The organism is Micromonospora sp. NPDC048930, from assembly GCF_043197935.1.
Classification (GTDB): domain Bacteria; phylum Actinomycetota; class Actinomycetes; order Mycobacteriales; family Micromonosporaceae; genus Micromonospora.
In genome coordinates this window covers 268062-283862 of sequence record NZ_JBICUB010000006.1, presented here as the reverse complement: position 1 = coordinate 283862, position 15801 = coordinate 268062, and the positions used below count along the sequence as shown (strand labels likewise).

The 15801-nt window shown below is 73.1% G+C and carries 14 protein-coding genes; 5 read left to right on the top strand and 9 right to left on the bottom strand.

Annotated elements, in window-relative coordinates; translation table 11 throughout:
- From ACGFI9_RS18235 to pgl, 4 genes are all read left to right on the top strand, one after another.
- Positions 1 to 1647, top strand: coding sequence for a glucose-6-phosphate isomerase (locus ACGFI9_RS18235; RefSeq protein WP_393179150.1), 1647 nt, complete (start codon positions 1 to 3; stop codon positions 1645 to 1647).
- Between the two features lie 38 nt (positions 1648 to 1685).
- Positions 1686 to 3200, top strand: coding sequence for a glucose-6-phosphate dehydrogenase (gene zwf / locus ACGFI9_RS18230; RefSeq protein ID WP_393179149.1), 1515 nt, complete (start codon positions 1686 to 1688; stop codon positions 3198 to 3200).
- 22 nt (positions 3201 to 3222) lie between these two features.
- Positions 3223 to 4239, top strand: a complete 1017-nt coding sequence (locus tag ACGFI9_RS18225) for a glucose-6-phosphate dehydrogenase assembly protein OpcA (protein WP_393179148.1) — start codon at positions 3223 to 3225, stop codon at positions 4237 to 4239.
- Between the two features lie 96 nt (positions 4240 to 4335).
- Positions 4336 to 5106: a 6-phosphogluconolactonase gene (gene pgl / locus ACGFI9_RS18220; RefSeq protein ID WP_393179147.1), complete on the top strand. Its 771-nt coding sequence runs from the start codon at positions 4336 to 4338 to the stop codon at positions 5104 to 5106.
- A gap of 122 nt (positions 5107 to 5228) precedes the next feature.
- Here pgl and ACGFI9_RS18215 read toward each other — a convergent pair whose 3' ends face one another.
- The 8 genes from ACGFI9_RS18215 to rapZ all read right to left on the bottom strand — a co-directional run bounded on the left by ACGFI9_RS18215 (position 5229) and on the right by rapZ (position 12274).
- The gene (locus tag ACGFI9_RS18215; RefSeq protein WP_393179146.1) at positions 5229 to 5573 is read right to left on the bottom strand and encodes an RNA polymerase-binding protein RbpA; all 345 of its coding nucleotides are present in this window, start codon (positions 5571 to 5573) and stop codon (positions 5229 to 5231) included.
- Positions 5574 to 5704: 131 nt separating this feature from the next.
- Positions 5705 to 5965 carry a preprotein translocase subunit SecG gene (gene secG / locus ACGFI9_RS18210; RefSeq protein WP_393179375.1) on the bottom strand — a complete coding sequence of 87 codons (261 nt, stop codon included), beginning with the start codon at positions 5963 to 5965 and terminating at the stop codon, positions 5705 to 5707.
- Between the two features lie 96 nt (positions 5966 to 6061).
- Positions 6062 to 6853, bottom strand: a complete 792-nt coding sequence (gene tpiA, locus ACGFI9_RS18205) for a triose-phosphate isomerase (protein ID WP_393179145.1) — start codon at positions 6851 to 6853, stop codon at positions 6062 to 6064.
- A complete protein-coding gene (locus tag ACGFI9_RS18200) occupies positions 6854 to 8053 on the bottom strand; it encodes a phosphoglycerate kinase (protein ID WP_393179144.1) in 1200 nt (399 codons plus the stop codon). It abuts the gene before it with no gap.
- Entirely contained in the window at positions 8050 to 9054 is a 1005-nt protein-coding gene (gene gap / locus ACGFI9_RS18195; protein ID WP_393179143.1) for a type I glyceraldehyde-3-phosphate dehydrogenase, read from the bottom strand. The genes ACGFI9_RS18200 and gap overlap by 4 nt, the downstream gene beginning before the upstream one ends.
- Positions 9055 to 9317: 263 nt before the next feature.
- Entirely contained in the window at positions 9318 to 10298 is a 981-nt protein-coding gene (whiA, locus tag ACGFI9_RS18190; RefSeq protein WP_088992890.1) for a DNA-binding protein WhiA, read from the bottom strand.
- Positions 10299 to 10352: 54 nt separating this feature from the next.
- Positions 10353 to 11369: a 2-phospho-L-lactate transferase CofD family protein gene (locus ACGFI9_RS18185; protein WP_393179142.1), complete on the bottom strand. Its 1017-nt coding sequence runs from the start codon at positions 11367 to 11369 to the stop codon at positions 10353 to 10355.
- The gene (gene rapZ / locus ACGFI9_RS18180) at positions 11366 to 12274 is read right to left on the bottom strand and encodes an RNase adapter RapZ (RefSeq protein WP_393179141.1); all 909 of its coding nucleotides are present in this window, start codon (positions 12272 to 12274) and stop codon (positions 11366 to 11368) included. The genes ACGFI9_RS18185 and rapZ overlap by 4 nt, the downstream gene beginning before the upstream one ends.
- A 345-nt stretch (positions 12275 to 12619) precedes the next feature.
- Between rapZ and recQ the strand changes: the two genes are divergently transcribed.
- A complete protein-coding gene (gene recQ, locus ACGFI9_RS18175; protein ID WP_393179140.1) occupies positions 12620 to 14461 on the top strand; it encodes a DNA helicase RecQ in 1842 nt (613 codons plus the stop codon).
- Positions 14462 to 14521: 60 nt separating this feature from the next.
- Here recQ and ACGFI9_RS18170 read toward each other — a convergent pair whose 3' ends face one another.
- Positions 14522 to 15181, bottom strand: coding sequence for a C39 family peptidase (locus ACGFI9_RS18170; protein ID WP_393179139.1), 660 nt, complete (start codon positions 15179 to 15181; stop codon positions 14522 to 14524).
- Between the last annotated feature and the right edge of the window lie 620 nt (positions 15182 to 15801).

The window sequence follows — 15801 nt, the reverse complement described above, 5'->3', positions numbered from 1 at the left end:
ATGAGCGACCTGCTGGCCGGCCCGGTGGAGGTCGCCGCCGGGCTGGGCGTGCACGGCGCCGACGCGGTCGACGGGTCCGCGCCGGCGTCCGTGCGCCAGGCGCTGGTCGCCCGGGACGTCCCCGCCCGGCTCGCCGCCAAGGACCCCACGCTCTGGGGTGCCGACGCGGAGGCCACGGCGAAGATCCGGCTCGGCTGGGTGGACACCCACCGCCGCGGCCGGGAACTCCTCCCCCAGCTCGCCGAGCTGGTCGAGGAACTGGCCGACTTGGACCACGTGGTGCTCGCCGGGATGGGCGGCTCGTCGCTCGCCCCGGAGGTGATCGCCCGTAGCCTGGGCCGGCCGCTGACCGTGCTGGACACCACCGATCCCGGCCAGGTCCGGGCGGCCCTGGCCGACCGGCTGGAGCGGACCGTGGTGGTGGTCGCCAGCAAGTCCGGCGGGACGGTGGAGACCGACAGCCACCGGCGGGCGTACTGGCAGGCGTTCCTGGACGCCGGGATGAGCGAGGCGGAGGCGGCCCGGCACTTCGTCGTGGTCACCGACCCGGGCTCCCCGCTGGAGGCGACCGCCACCGAGATGGGCGTGGTCACCATCCTCGCCGACCCCGAGGTGGGCGGCCGATACTCGGCACTCACCGCCTTCGGCCTGGTCCCCTCGGCCCTCGCCGGGGTGGCGGTGACCGACCTGCTCGACGACGCCGACGCCCTCGCCGAGTCGCTGGGGCGGGACCGCGACAACCCGGGCCTGGCCCTCGGCGCGGCGCTCGGCGCGGCGGCCACCACGGGCCGGGCCACGGTCGCCCTCACCGCGGACGGCACGGGGGTCGACGGGCTGGGCGACTGGGCCGAGCAGCTGCTCGCCGAGTCGACCGGCAAGGGCGGGGTGGGCATCCTGCCGGTGGTGCTGGAGTCCCCCGACGCCCCCGGCGCCAGCGGCCCGGACGTGCTCACCGTGAGCTACGGCGGGGCGCTCGGCCCCGGCCAGGCCCCGGGCGCCGGGGTCGCCGACGTGGCGGTCAACGGCCCCCTCGGCGCCCACTTCCTGGCCTGGGAGTACGCCACCGCGCTCGCCGGGGTGGTGCTCGGCGTCGACCCGTTCGACCAGCCGAACGTCGCCGAGAGCAAGGAGAACACCGCCCGCATCCTCGCCGCCGGGCCACCGCCGGAGGCGCCGTCGTTCACCGAGGGGGCGGTCGAGGTGTACGCCCCGGCTGGCGCCCCGGGCGACCTGGCCGGCGTGCTGCGCTGGCTGCTGGACGGCTTGGGCGAGGACGGATACCTGGCGGTGACGGCGTACCTGGACCGGCTCGGCGACGCGGCGGTGGCCGGGCTGCGCCCGCTGCTGGCGCGGGCGACCGGACGCCCGGTGACCTTCGGGTGGGGCCCCCGCTACCTGCACTCGACCGGGCAGTACCACAAGGGCGGCCCACGGGTCGGCAGCTACCTTCAGGTGACCGGCGCGGTCACCGATGATCTGCCGGTGCCCGGCCGCCCGTACACCTTCGGGGAACTTCAGGCGGCCCAGGCCGCCGGCGACCGGCAGGCCCTGGCCGGCCGGGAGCGACCGGTGCTGCGACTGCACCTGACCGAGCGGGCGGCGGGCGTCGCCCAGCTGCTGGATGCGGCCGGACGGACACGGACGTGACGATGAATGACCTGGAATCAGCGGAGCGAGGAGGCAGCATGAACCCGCTGCGCGACCCTCAGGACCGGCGGCTGCCGCGGATCCCGGAGCCGTGCGCTCTGGTGATCTTCGGGGTCACCGGCGACCTGGCCCGCAAGAAGCTGTTGCCGGCGGTCTACGACCTGGCCAACCGGGGGCTGCTGCCGCCCGGTTTCGTGGTCCTGGGCTTCGCCCGGCGCGACTGGGGTGACGGCGACTTCGAGTCGCTGGCCCACGAGGCGGCGAAGAAGCACGCGCGTACCCCGTGGCGGGAGGAGGTGTGGGCGCGGCTGGCCGGCAACATCAAGTTCGTCGGTGGCTCGTTCGACGACGACGCCGCGTTCGACCACCTCGCCGCGACCCTCGACGAGCTGCGCGACACGCACGGCATCCCCGGCAACGCCGCCTTCTACTTCTCCATCCCCCCGGCGGCCTTCCCCGTGGTGCTCAAGCAGCTGGCCCGCACCGGCATGGCGGACAACGCCAAGTCCGGCGGCTGGCGTCGGGTGGTGGTGGAGAAGCCGTTCGGCAACGACCTGCCCTCGGCCAAGGCGCTCAACGACCTGGTCGACGACGTCTTCACCCGGCAGGACGTCTTCCGGATCGACCACTACCTGGGCAAGGAGACGGTCCAGAACATCCTGGCCCTGCGGTTCGCCAACAACCTGTTCGAGCCGCTGTGGAACTCCAAGTACGTCGACTCGGTGCAGATCACCATGGCCGAGGACGTCGGCATCGGCACCCGGGCCGCCTTCTACGACTCGGTGGGCACCGCCCGCGACGTGCTCCAGAACCACCTCCTCCAACTGCTCGCCCTGGTGGCGATGGAGGAGCCCACCAGCTTCGACGCCGACGAGATCCGGACCGAGAAGCTGAAGGTGCTCAAGGCCATCACGGTGCCGAAGGACGTCGCCCGGGACACCGTCCGCGGCCAGTACCTGCCCGGCTGGGTCGGCGGCGAGCGCGCCCGCGGCTACCTGGAGGAGGAGGGCGTTCCGGCGGACTCCACCACCGAGACGTACGTGGCGGTGAAGCTCGGCATCCAGAACCGGCGCTGGGCCGGGGTGCCGTTCTACATCCGGGCCGGAAAGCGGCTGCCCCGGCGGGTCACCGAGGTGGCCATCATGTTCAAGAAGGCGCCGCACCTGCCGTTCGACCCGGCCGACATGGAGTCGCTCGGCCCCAACCAGCTCGTCATCCGGGTCCAGCCGGACGAGGGTGTGGTGCTGAAGTTCGGCTCGAAGGTGCCCGGCACCACCATGGAGGTCCGCGACATCGCGATGGACTTCCAGTACGGCGAGGCGTTCACCGAGTCCAGCCCGGAGGCGTACGAGCGACTGGTGCTGGACGTGCTGATCGGCGACCGGACGCTGTTCCCGGACGCCGCCGAGGTCGAGCAGAGCTGGCAGGCGGTGGACCCGCTGGAGCACGCCTGGGCGGGCACCAAGCCGGAGCCGTACCGGGCCGGTGAGTGGGGCCCGCGGGCCGCCGACGAGATGCTGGCCCGCGAGGGCCGGGCCTGGCGGCGGGCATGACCGAGCAGACCAGGAGGATCCGTTGATCGGGCTGTGGGACACCACCGGCAACGAGGTGGTAAAGGCGCTCGCCGCCGAGCGGCGCAGCGCGGGCGGGGTGGCCAGCGGCATGGCCCTCTCCCTGATCGTCGTCGTGGACGAGAAGCGGGTCCGGGAGGCGGAGGCGGCGGCGACCATCGCGGCCGCCGCGCACCCGTGCCGGCTGCTCGTGGTGGTCCGCTCCGACGTCGAGCGGGACCGCAACCGCCTCGACGCGGAGATCGTCGTGGGCGGCCGGCTCGGCCCGTGCGAGGCGGTGGTCACCCGGATGTACGGCCGCCTCGCGCTGCACGCCGAGTCGGTGGTGATGCCGCTGCTGGTGCCGGACGTGCCGGTGGTGACCTGGTGGCACGGCGAGCCGCCGGAGGAGATCGCGACCGACTTCCTCGGCGTGGTGGCGGACCGCCGGATCACCGACTCGGCGCAGGCCGCCGACCCGATCGCCGCGCTGCGGCAGCGGGCCCGCGACTACGCCCCGGGCGACACGGACCTGGCCTGGACCCGGATCACCCCGTGGCGCACCCTGGTCGCCGGGGCGTTCGACACCACCAGCGCACGGGTCACCGAGGCGACCGTGGTGGCGCCGCGGACCGACCCGACGGCGGCGCTGATGCGCGGCTGGCTGGCGGCCCGGCTCGGCATCGACCCGGTCTGGGAGCACACCGACGAGTACCCCCGGATGCGCGAGGTGCAGCTGCGCTGCGCCAACGGCGACGAGCTCACCCTCACCCGGAACGAGAGCGTGGCGACGTTCCGGCGTACCGGCCAGGAGGACCGGACACTGCCGCTGGTCCGTCGCCCGCTCGGCGACGAACTGGCCGAGGAGCTGCGCCGCCTCGACGCCGACCAGGTGTACGCGGAGGCGCTCGGCGCGGCCGCCGGCCTCTCGGGACTGGACCAGCGTCCGGGCCAGCGGGTGCACGTGTGGAAGGATCCGGCGACCGCCCGGCGGGCCGAGGCCGGGGTCACCGCGCACGCCGGCGCGACCGCCAACGAGTGAGCGGGCTGCCGCGCCGGCAGGCGGAGCAGGGACCGCTCGGCGGTCGGACAGCACAGGTGACCGCCGTGGGGCGGTCGGAACACGAAGGCACGATGCATGAGTGAGGCGAGTGTCGCCGTACACGCCGACCCCGACCTGCTGGCGCAGGCGGTGGCGGCCCGGTTGGTGGTGAAGCTGCTCGACGCGCAGGCGGACCGCGGCCAGGCGTCGGTGGTGCTGACCGGCGGGCGGATCGCCGCGGCGGTGTACCGGGCGGTGGCGGCTTTGCCGGCCCGGGACGCCGTCGACTGGTCCCGGGTCGACGTCTGGTGGGGCGACGAGCGGTTCCTGCCGGCCGGTGACCCGGAGCGCAACGAGACGCAGGCCCGGGCGGCGCTGCTGGACGCGGTGCCGCTGGACCCGGCCCGGATCCACCCGATGCCGGCCTCGGACGGGCCGGCCGGCAACGACCCGGAGACGGCCGCCGCCGGGTACGCGGACGAGCTGGCCCGGGCCGCCCGGCCCGGCCACGCCGCGCTCCCCCACTTCGACGTGCTCCTGCTCGGGGTCGGCGAGGACGGGCACGTGGCGTCGGTCTTCCCCGAGCACCCGGTGCACCACGACAAGCGCCCGGTCAGCGCGGTACGCGGCAGCCCCAAGCCGCCGCCGGTGCGCACCACGCTGACCCTGCCGGCGATCAACACGGCCGAGGAGGTCTGGCTGGTGGCCGCCGGCGCGGACAAGGCCCGGGCGGTGGGCATGGCGCTGGCCGGGGCGGGCCCGGTGCAGCTGCCGGCGGCCGGGGTGCACGGGGTGACCCGTACCCTCTGGCTGCTGGACCGGGCCGCGGCGGCCGACGTGCCGCCCCGCCTGCGCAGCCTGCGCTGAGTCCGCCGCGGCTCCCCGCCGCCCCCGGCCCGCAGATTCACGGAATGAGTGGCTGTCCCCCGATGGATGGCCACTCTTTCCGTGCGTCAGGCTCCATCAGGGCGGGGGGGGCGCAGCGCGCGTCAGGTGCCGCCGCGGCGGCGGCGGAGCGTGTCGAGGGCCTCGGCGAGGAGGGCCTCGGCCTGCTCCGGGGTACGCCGCTCCTGCACGTACGCCAGGTGGGTCTTGTAGGGCTCGGTGCGGACCCGCCCAGGCGGGTTTCCCGGGTCGGGGCCGGCCGGCTCGCCGCAGCGCGGGCAGTCCCACGTCGCGGGCGCCTCCGCCTCGGCGGCGATCAGGAACTCGATCCGGTGGTCGTTGCGGCACCAGTAGACGACCGGCCGCCGCGGGGCCGGCTCGGTGCGCTGGTCGAAGCGTTCGGGGGCGGACCCGATGCGGGTGCCGCGGATGACGTTGCCACTCGGCACGGCTGCTCGCTCCTGTCGTCGGAGGGGACCGCCGCTCGGGGTGGGCGGCGGGCGACGCGGTGCAGCGGAAAACAAAACTGCGCGCGGTCCGTGACGGACCGCGCGCAGATTGTACGACTTGACGTGCCGGGTCAGGAGCCGCTGGCGAGCTGGAGCCGGAGCCAGAGCCCGATCCCGACGACGCACGCGAACCAGATGATCCCGACCAGAACGGTGTAACGGTCGAGGTTCTTCTCGGCCACCGAGGAGCCGGCCAGGCTGGAGCTGACGCCACCGCCGAACATGCTCGACAGCCCGCCACCCTTGCCGCGGTGCAGGAGGATCAGCAGGGTCAGCAGGATGCTCGTGATGACCAGCAACACGATCATCGTGTAGGCGAACCAGATCGGCATGGCGGGGGTCAGTCCTCTCGTTGCGATCACTGCCCGGTCCTTGTCGGGCACGGTGGCACCGACCGGTGGACGGGCAGCGTCAAGGATAGCGAGCGATCAGCGGGCGATGTGCTCCGGGAACCGGCAGATCTGCGCGAATTCCTCGGCGTCCAGGCTGGCGCCCCCGACCAGGGCCCCGTCCACGTCCGGCTGGGCCATGATCGCGGCGATGTTCGACGCCTTGACCGACCCGCCGTAGAGGATCCGGACCTGGTCCGCGGTCTGCTGGTCGAAGGTCTCCACCAGGCGCTTGCGCACCTCGCCGCAGACCTCCTGGGCGTCCTCCGGGGTCGCCGTCTTGCCGGTGCCGATCGCCCAGACCGGCTCGTACGCGACGACGACCTTGGTGACCTGCTCCGCGGTGAGCCCGCGGAGCGCGCCGTCGAGCTGGTCGCAGCAGTGCGGCACGTGCTTGAGCTGCTCGCGGATCTCCAGCCCCTCACCGATGCACAGGATCGGGGTGAGCCCGTTGGCAAGCGCCGCGTTCACCTTGTCGTTGACCAGCGCGTCGTCCTCGTGGTGGTACTGCCGGCGCTCGGAGTGGCCGACCACCACGTAGGTGCAGCCCAGCTTCGCGAGCATCGGCCCGGAGATGTCCCCGGTGTACGCGCCCGACTGGTACGGCGACAGGTCCTGCGCGCCGTAGCCGATCAGCAGCTTGTCGCCGTCCACCGCGGTCTGCACGGTACGCAGGTCGGTGAAGGGCGGCAGGACCACCGTCTCGACGTCGGTGAGCTGCTTCTCGGTCAGGCTCGCGGCCAGCTTCTGCACCAGCAGGTTGGCCTCGAGGTGGTTCAGGTTCATCTTCCAGTTGCCGGCCATCAGCGGCCGGCGGGTGGTGCTCGCCATTCAGCTCTCCAGGGCCGCGATGCCGGGGAGGGTCTTGCCCTCCAGGTACTCCAGGGAGGCGCCGCCACCGGTGGAGATGTGATCGAACGCGGACTCGTCCAGCCCGAGCGTCCGCACCGCGGCCGCGGAGTCGCCGCCGCCCACCACGCTGAACGCGCCGGACTTCGCGATCGCCTCGGCCACCCCGCGGGTCCCGTTGGCGAACGCGGCCATCTCGAACACGCCCATCGGGCCGTTCCAGAAGACGGTCTTCGCCTGGGACAGCGCGGCGGCGAACCCGGCCACCGTCTCCGGACCGATGTCCAGCCCGACCCGCTTGTTCGGAATGCCGTCCGCGCGGACCGTGTGGTGCTCGGCGTCCGGGGCGAAGGCCACCGCGGCCACCACGTCGACCGGGAGCATGATCTTGCCCGGCTCGCGCTCCATCAGGTTGCGGCAGGTCTCGACCATCTCCTCCTCGAGGAGCGAGCTGCCCACCTCGTGGCCCTGAGCCTTGAGGAAGGTGAAGCACATCCCGCCGCCGATGAGCAGCCGGTCGACCTTGGGCAGCAGGGCCTCGATCACCGCCAGCTTGTCGGAGACCTTCGACCCGCCGAGCACCACCACGTACGGCCGCTCCGGGTCGCCGGTCAGCTTGCTGAGCACCTCGACCTCGCGCAGCACCAGCCGGCCGGCGAAGTGCGGCAGCCGGGCCGGGACGTCGTAGACGCTGGCGTGCTTGCGGTGCACCGCGCCGAACGCGTCGTCCACGTACGCGTCGCCGAAGGCGACGAGCTGGTCGGCGAAGGCGCCCCGCTCGGCGTCGTCCTTGCTGGTCTCGCCCTTGTTGAAGCGCAGGTTCTCCAGCAGCGCGACCTGGCCGTCGGCCAGGCCCTCCACGCATGCGCGGGCCGAGTCGCCGACGGTGTCCTCGGCGAAGTGGACCGGGGCACCCAGCAGCTCGCCCAGCCGCCCGGCGACCGGGCGGAGGCTGAACTGCGGATCCGGCGCGCCCTTCGGGCGGCCCAGGTGCGAGCAGACGACCACCTTGGCGCCGGCCTGCACCAGCGCGCTGAGGGTCGGCAGCACGGCCCGGATGCGGCCGTCGTCGGTGATCTCACCGGTCTGCTTGTCGAGCGGGACGTTCAGGTCGGCGCGCACCAGCACGCGCCGACCCGACACCCCCTCGCCGAGCAGGTCGTCGAGGTTACGGATGCTCACAGCGAGCTACCCACCAGCTTGACCAGGTCGACCAGGCGGTTCGAGTAGCCCCACTCGTTGTCGTACCAGCCGACGACCTTGACCTGGTTGCCGATCACCTTCGTCAGCGGCGCGTCGAAGATGCAGGACGCCGGGTCGGTGACGATGTCCGAGGAGACGATCGGGTCCTCGTTGTAGACCAGGATGCCCTTGAGCGGGCCGTCCGCGGCCGCCTTGAGCGCGGCGTTGACCTCGTCCACGCTGGTCTCCCGGCCGACCGTGACGGTCAGGTCGGTGGTGGAGCCGGTCGGGATCGGCACGCGCAGCGCGTAACCGTCCAGCTTGCCCTTCAGGTCCGGCAGGACCAGGCCGATCGCCTTGGCGGCGCCGGTCGAGGTCGGCACGATGTTGAGCGCGGCGGCCCGGGCCCGACGCAGGTCCTTGTGCGGAGCGTCCTGCAGGTTCTGGTCCTGGGTGTACGCGTGGATGGTGGTCATCAGGCCGCGCTCGATGCCGAACGTGTCGTGCAGCACCTTCGCCATCGGGGCGAGGCAGTTGGTGGTGCAGGAGGCGTTCGAGATGATGGTGTGCTTGGCCGGGTCGTACTGGTCCTGGTTGACGCCCATGACCACGGTGACGTCCTCGTTCTTCGCCGGCGCGGAGATGATGACCTTCTTGGCCCCGCCGTCGATGTGCGCCTTCGCCTTGGTGGCGTCGGTGAAGAAACCGGTGGACTCGATGACGACGTCGGCGCCGACCTCACCCCACGGCAGCTTGGCCGGGTCCTTCTCGGCGTACGCCTTGATGGTCTTGCCGCCCACGGTGATCTCGTCGGCGGTGGCCTTCACCTCGTGCGGGAGGCGGCCCAGGATGCTGTCGTACTTGACAAGGTGGGCGAGCGTGGCGTTGTCGGTCAGGTCGTTGACCGCCACGACCTCGATGTCAGCGCCGGACGCCAGCACTGCCCGGAAGAAGTTGCGGCCGATCCGGCCGAAGCCGTTGATGCCAACCCGGATGGTCACAGGTCCCATCTCCTCGCGTTCTGGTCCGCCGGCGTGAGACCCCGGCCGGCGGAGATGTGTGCGCCGACCGTTGGAGCCGGCCGTTGACGGTTCATCTCGGCCACCCCGCCGCGGTCCTGGGGACCTGACCGCCCGAGGCGGTGAGCACGACGAGGAGTGCCTGTGCCGGCCCCCTTGCCGTACGCAGCGACCTTATCCGAGCGCGCGCCGCCGCGCTGCGGCGGGTGGAGATCCCGCCCGCCCGCGAACGCCGCACCGTCCTATCAGACCACGAGCATGTCGGGCGTGACGGCCGCTTCCGTATCCGGGATGCCCAGGTCCCGGGCTCGCTTGTCGGCCAGCGCGAGCAGCCGGCGGATCCGGCCGGCGATGGCGTCCTTGGTCAGCGGCGGGTCGGCCAGCGCGCCCAGCTCCTCCAGCGAGGCCTGCCGGTGCTCCAGCCGCAGTCGGCCGGCCGAGGTGAGGTGGTGGGGGGCGTCGTCGGCGAGGATCTCCAGCGCCCGGGTGACCCGGGCGGCGGCGGCAACCGCGGCGCGGGCCGAACGGCGCAGGTTGGCGTCGTCGAAGTTGGCCAGCCGGTTGGCGGTCGCCCGGACCTCCCGGCGGACCCGCCGCTCCTCCCAGGCCAGCACGCTGGAGTGGGCGCCGATCCGGGTGAGCAGCGCGGCGATCGCGTCGCCGTCCTTGACCACCACCCGGTCGACCCCGCGCACCTCGCGGTTCTTGGCGGTGATGCCGATCCGGCGGGCCGCGCCGACCAGGGCGAGGGCCGACTCCGGGCCGGGGCAGGTGATCTCCAGGGCGCTGGAGCGGCCAGGCTCGGTGAGCGAGCCGTGCGCCATGAACGCGCCGCGCCAGGCGGAGACCGCGCAGCAGACGTTGGCGGCCACCACGTGCGGCGGCAGGCCCCGCACCGGGCGGCCCCGGACGTCCAGCAGGCCGGTCTGCCGGGCCAGGGCCTCGCCGTCCTTCACCACCCGCACGATGAAGTGGCTGCCCTTGCGCAGCCCGCCGGAGGCGAGCACGTGGATCTCGCTCGGGTAGCCGTAGACCTCGGCGATCTCCCGGCGGAGCCGCCGGGCGACCGCGCCGGTGTCCAGCTCCGCCTCGACCACCACGCGGCCCGAGACGATGTGCAGGCCGCCCGCGAAGCGCAGCAGGGCCGCCATCTCCGCCCGCCGGCAGCAGGGCTTGGGCACGTCGACCCGACTCAGCTCGTCCTTGACCGCAGCCGTCATCGCCATAGTGCGCCCCCTCACGGACCGGTTTCGGCGTGTCGCCGGTGATTACGTACGTGCTTAACGATCGGCGCCCAGGACAGGCACCAGCGCGGCGCCCAGGGCGGCCGGATCATGACGGGGTGTGCCGTCCGTGACGGCGACGGGAGCGAGGACCAGCCGGGCACCCAGCGATTCTGCCGCACGCCGGACCGCTTCGGGGTCACCCACCGCCGTGGAGTCGGCCAGCACCATGTCCACCTTCAGCTCGGGCAGATAGCGCCCGAGGGTGTCCAGATGGTCGGCCAGGGAGAGCCCGTGGGTCTCCTTCTCCGCCACCAGGTTGAGGGTCACCAGCCGCCGCGCCGAGCTGGAGACGATCGCGTCGGCCAGCCCGGGCACCAGCAGGTGCGGCAGCACGCTGGTGTACCAGCTCCCCGGGCCGAAGATCAGCCAGTCGGCGTCGCGTACCGCGGTCAGCGCCTCGGCGCACGCGGCCGGCGCCGCCGGGGTGAGCCGCAGCGACTCCACCCGCCCGGAGGTGACCGCCACCTGGTGCTGGCCGCGCAGCGTGCGTACCTCGTCGGGGCGGGCCGGGTCGGCGCCGCGCACCCGGGCCTCGATGCCGACCGGCTGGCGGGACATCGGCAGCACCCGGCCGACCGCGCCGAGCATCGCGCCGGCGTGGTCGAGCGCCGCCACCGGGTCCCCGAGCAGCTCCATCAGCCCGCAGATCAGCAGGTTGCCGACCGCGTGCCCGGCGAGCGAATCGGCCGCCGCCCCGCCGGCACCGGCCCGCCCCGCGGCGTCCGTCACGGCGGCCAGGTCCGACGCGGCGGCGAAGCGGTGCTGGAACAGCGCGGCGCTGCGCCGGGTGGCCGGGTGGTCGCCGGCCAGGGCGACCAGCGCCTGCCGCAGGTCGCCCGGGGGCAGCCCGCCGCGCTCGGCCCGCAGCCGACCGCTGGAGCCGCCGTCGTCACCGACGGTGACCACCGCGGTGATGTCCAGGTCGAGTTCGGGTACGCAGCGCCGCAGCGCCCGCAGCGACGCGGAGAGCCCGTGGCCGCCGCCGAAGGCGACCACCCTGATCGGCGTCATTCCCGCCCCAGGTCCCGGTGCTGGGCGTTGGCGGCGATGCCGGACTGGCGGAGCCGGGCGGCCAGTTCCTCGGCGATCGCCACGCTGCGGTGCTTGCCGCCGGTGCAGCCGACCGCGACGGTCAGGTACCGCTTCCCCTCCCGCTCGAAGCCGGCGGTGGTGGCGTTGACCAGGTCCGCGTACCCGGCCACGAAGGCGTCCGCGCCCTCCTGGCCCAGCACGTACGCGCTGACCGCCTCCTCGCGCCCGGTGTGCTCCCGCAGCTCCGGCACCCAGTACGGGTTGGGCAGGAAGCGGGCGTCCATCACGAAGTCGGCGTCCGGCGGGAGGCCGTACTTGAAGCCGAAGGAGAGCACGGTGATCCGCAGCCGGCGGGAGTCCTCCCCACCGAACAGCTCCTCGACCCGGCGCCGGAGCTGGTTGACGTTGAGGTGGCTGGTGTCGATGATCACGTCGGCCTGGTCCCGGGCCTCCTCCAGCAGGGCCCGTTCGACGGCGATGCCGTCGGCCAGCCGGCCGTCGCCCTGCAACGGGTGGGACCGGCGGACGCTCTCGAACCGGCGGATCAGCACGTCGTCGTCGGCGTCGACGAAGACCACCCGCGGCTGGAAGCCACGGTCCCGCAGCTCCCGGATCGCCCCCGCCAGGTCGGTGGAGAAGGCGCGGGAGCGGACGTCCAGCACCATGGCCGTACGCCGGGCCGCGCCGCCGGCCTTGAAGGCCAGCTCGGCCATGTCGAGCAGGAGCGCCTGGGGCAGGTTGTCCACCACGTAGTAGCCGACGTTCTCCAACGCCCGCGCCACGGTGCTGCGCCCGCCGCCGGAGAGGCCGGTCACCACCACCAGGGTGGTCTCCGCCTCGGCCGGCGCCGGTTGTCCGAGGGCTGTCTCCGTACCGGTCGACACCAGATCTCCCGTCCGCGCCTCGCTCACCCGCTACCCCCAAGCTGTGGCGCCGCGGCCGGTCGGCCGCGCATGGTCAGTCAGCGACTCTAACGGCTGCACACCCGTCCGGGATTCCACGGGGTGACGACCGGAACAGGCACTTGTCCGATTTGCCGGGGTGCGTGCCCCGACCCCGGTCGTACTTCCGACACGCCGCCGTGGCCCCCGGCCCGCGCCTCTCCCGGTCGGCGACCTGCCCGGTCCGCGCTCCTCCGGTCGGCGATTCTCGTTCGACGTCTCGCGGTCGGGGCGGCGACGCGCTCGCCGCGGCCGGACGGTGTCGGGGGACGCTCGTAGACTGCGCGGATGGTCTCCCCCACCGGTCAGCGGACCGAGGACGCGCTGCGGGTGCTCAACCGGGTGTTCGGGTACGACGCCTTCCGCGGCTTCCAGCAGGAGGTCGTCGAGCACGTGGTGGCCGGCGGCGACGCCCTGGTGCTGATGCCGACCGGTGGCGGCAAGTCGCTCTGCTACCAGATCCCGGCGCTGGTCCGGGACGGCGTCGCGGTGGTCGTCTCGCCGCTGATCGCCCTGATGCAGGACCAGGTCGACGCGCTCACCGCCGTCGGCGTCCGGGCCGGGTTCCTCAACTCGACCCAGGACCTCACCGAACGGCGCCGGGTGGAGGCGGCCTTCCTCGCCGGCGAGCTGGACCTGCTCTACCTCGCCCCGGAGGCGCTCGCGGTCCGGTCCACCCTGGGCCTGCTGGAGCGCGGCCGGATCGCGCTGTTCGCCATCGACGAGGCGCACTGCGTGTCGCAGTGGGGGCACGACTTCCGCCCGGACTACCTCAACCTGTCGATGCTGCACGAGCGGTGGCCGGGGGTGCCGCGCATCGCGCTGACCGCCACCGCCACCCGGGCCACCCGCACCGAGATCGCCACCCGGCTCAAGCTCACCGACGCCCGGCACTTCGTGGCCAGCTTCGACCGGCCCAACATCCAGTACCGGATCGTGCCCAAGCGCGAGCCGCGCAAGCAGCTGCTCGGCCTGCTGCGCGACGAGCACCCGGGCGACGCCGGCATCGTCTACTGCCTCTCCCGCGCCTCGGTGGAGAAGACCGCGGAGTTCCTGGTGGCCAACGGCATCCCGGCGCTGCCGTACCACGCCGGGCTGGACGCGGCCACCCGGGCGGCCAACCAGCAGCGCTTCCTCCGCGAGGACGGGCTGGTCATGGTGGCCACCATCGCCTTCGGCATGGGCATCGACAAGCCCGACGTCCGCTTCGTCGCCCACCTCGACCTGCCGAAGTCGGTGGAGGGCTACTACCAGGAGACCGGCCGCGCCGGGCGGGACGGGCTGCCGTCCACCGCCTGGCTGGCGTACGGGCTCCAGGACGTGGTGCAGCAGCGCAAGATGATCGAGACGTCCGAGGGCGACCTGGCGCACCGGCGCAATCTCGCCGCCCACCTGGACGCGATGCTGGCGCTCTGCGAGACGGTCCGCTGCCGCCGCGCCCAGCTACTGGAGTACTTCGGCGAGACCGGCACCGGCGGCTGCGGCAACTGCGACACCTGCCTCGAGCCGCCGGAGTCCTGGGACGGCACGGTCGCGGCGCAGAAGCTGCTCTCCACCGTCTACCGGCTCGACCGGGAACGCAACCAGCGGTTCGGGGCCGGGCACTGCGTGGACATCCTGCTCGGCAAGCACACCGACAAGATCGACCAGTACGGCCACGACTCGCTGAGCACCTTCGGCATCGGCACCGAGCTGCGCGAGGCGGAGTGGCGGGGCGTGGTGCGGCAGCTGCTCGCCGAGGGTCTGCTCGCCGTCGAGGGCGACTACGGCACCCTCGCGCTCACCGAGGCGAGCGCCGAGGTGCTGGGCCGCCGCCGTACGGTCACCATGCGGCGGGAGCCGGAGAAGCCAGTGTCCGGCCGGGCCGCGAAGCCGCGCGGCGCGGCCACCGTCGTCGCCGACCTCGCCCCGGCCGCGGTTCCGGTCTTTGAGCGGCTGCGCGCCTGGCGGGCGGCCACCGCGAAGGAGCAGGGCGTCCCGGCGTACGTGATCTTCCACGACGCCACGCTGCGGCAGATCGCCACCGACGCGCCGGCCTCGCTGGCCGAGCTGTCCCGGATCAGCGGCGTCGGCGAGAACAAGCTCGCCAAGTACGGCGAGGCGATCCTCGGCGTCCTCGCCGAGTCCTGAGACGCCGAAAGGGCCCGACCCCGTGGTGGGGTCGGGCCCTTTGCTGGTTGGTGCGGATCGTCAGGAGGCGGAGTAGCCGCGGGTGGCGATCCAGTCGGCGAGGTTGTCGACGTTCATCCGGTAGGAGGCCATGTTCGGGTCGGCCGAGTCCGCGATGGTCACGGTCTTGCCGCCGTCGCGGTAGCCCACGACGCTGATGTAGTGGCCGCCCTCGAAGGAGTGGGTGTTGCCGTCGGTGTCGGTGGCGGTGCCGGCGATGTTGGCGACCACGGCCCGGCCGTCGTCCACGGTGCGGACGATGTCGGCGCGCAGCTTGTCGGTCTGCTTGTCGTCGGCCTTGGGGTCGCGGATCTCCACCGAGTGGTAGGCGTCCTTCTTACCGGTCTCCTTGTTCAGGACCGGGGTGATGTCGTTGATGCTGTTGGTGCCGGCCTCGGTGGTGCCCATGAGCTTGGCCATGGCGTCCACGTCGATGTTCTTGCCCTGCACCGAGAGGGCGTTACGGGTCGCGGCCGGGCCGCAGTAGTAGAAGTTCGGCTGCGCCTCGTAGCGGACGTTCAGCTCCCGCTCGCCGCCGTGCTTGCGGTCGGTCTGCACCTGGGCGGTGGGCTTGGCCTCGGCGGCGTGCGCGGCGATCGCGGGGCCGGCGATCCCACCAGCGGTGGCGGCGACGCCGGCAGCGGTCAGGACGGTCTTACGCAGCATGGTGTTGGTACGCATGATGTGATCAACCTTCCGTTCGGGGGTTGGCGGCACACGCGACAGGGGGGGTGCGTGCGGGTACCGCTGGAAGAAGTCTTCGATGGGTGCCCGGCGATCAAAGGGGGTGACCTGCTCGGGTGGCCCGGGGGTGTAACGACCGGGGGTCGGGGATCATTCCACCGACTCGACCCGGGGACCGGCCGGCGATGGGGGTTCGCTCGGTGGTCCGGGGTATGTAACGACCGGGGGCGGGGAGTGATTCCCTCGACCTCACCGGCTCCGGGGCCAGGGTGTTGCGGGCCCGGGGATGTAACGACGGCCGGTGGCCGGTCATTCCGACCGCCGGTCCGCCAGCCCCGAAGGGCCCGGGTTGCCGCGCGGTCTGCCATGTTCAACGACCCCGACCCGGCCATCATTCCGCCCCCACGGTGGCCCCGACCACCGGACACCCCACCACAAACCACCCAGCCAACCGGCGCGGTGGACCCGAATTCGCCCCCGCGACCTGACCAGCCATCGTCCGCCCCCGGGTGGCCCCCAACCACGGCACGGACGGATAGCGACCGGACATCCGACGCAACAGATCCGGACATTCCACCCACGTCCCTCCGGATCGCGAGGCCGTCCGGGGCGCTGCA

Bases quoted from the DNA above. Each gene is read 5' to 3' on its own strand.
- ACGFI9_RS18235 (WP_393179150.1), top strand. From the start codon at position 1: ATGAGCGACCTGCTGGCCGGCCCGGTGGAGGTCGCCGCCGGGCTGGGC.
- zwf (WP_393179149.1), top strand. From the start codon at position 1,686: ATGAACCCGCTGCGCGACCCTCAGGACCGGCGGCTGCCGCGGATCCCG.
- pgl (WP_393179147.1), top strand. From the start codon at position 4,336: ATGAGTGAGGCGAGTGTCGCCGTACACGCCGACCCCGACCTGCTGGCG.
- secG (WP_393179375.1), bottom strand. From the start codon at position 5,965: ATGCCGATCTGGTTCGCCTACACGATGATCGTGTTGCTGGTCATCACG.
- tpiA (WP_393179145.1), bottom strand. From the start codon at position 6,853: ATGGCGAGCACCACCCGCCGGCCGCTGATGGCCGGCAACTGGAAGATG.
- whiA (WP_088992890.1), bottom strand. From the start codon at position 10,298: ATGGCGATGACGGCTGCGGTCAAGGACGAGCTGAGTCGGGTCGACGTG.
- ACGFI9_RS18185 (WP_393179142.1), bottom strand. From the start codon at position 11,369: ATGACGCCGATCAGGGTGGTCGCCTTCGGCGGCGGCCACGGGCTCTCC.
- recQ (WP_393179140.1), top strand. From the start codon at position 12,620: ATGGTCTCCCCCACCGGTCAGCGGACCGAGGACGCGCTGCGGGTGCTC.
- ACGFI9_RS18170 (WP_393179139.1), bottom strand. From the start codon at position 15,181: ATGCGTACCAACACCATGCTGCGTAAGACCGTCCTGACCGCTGCCGGC.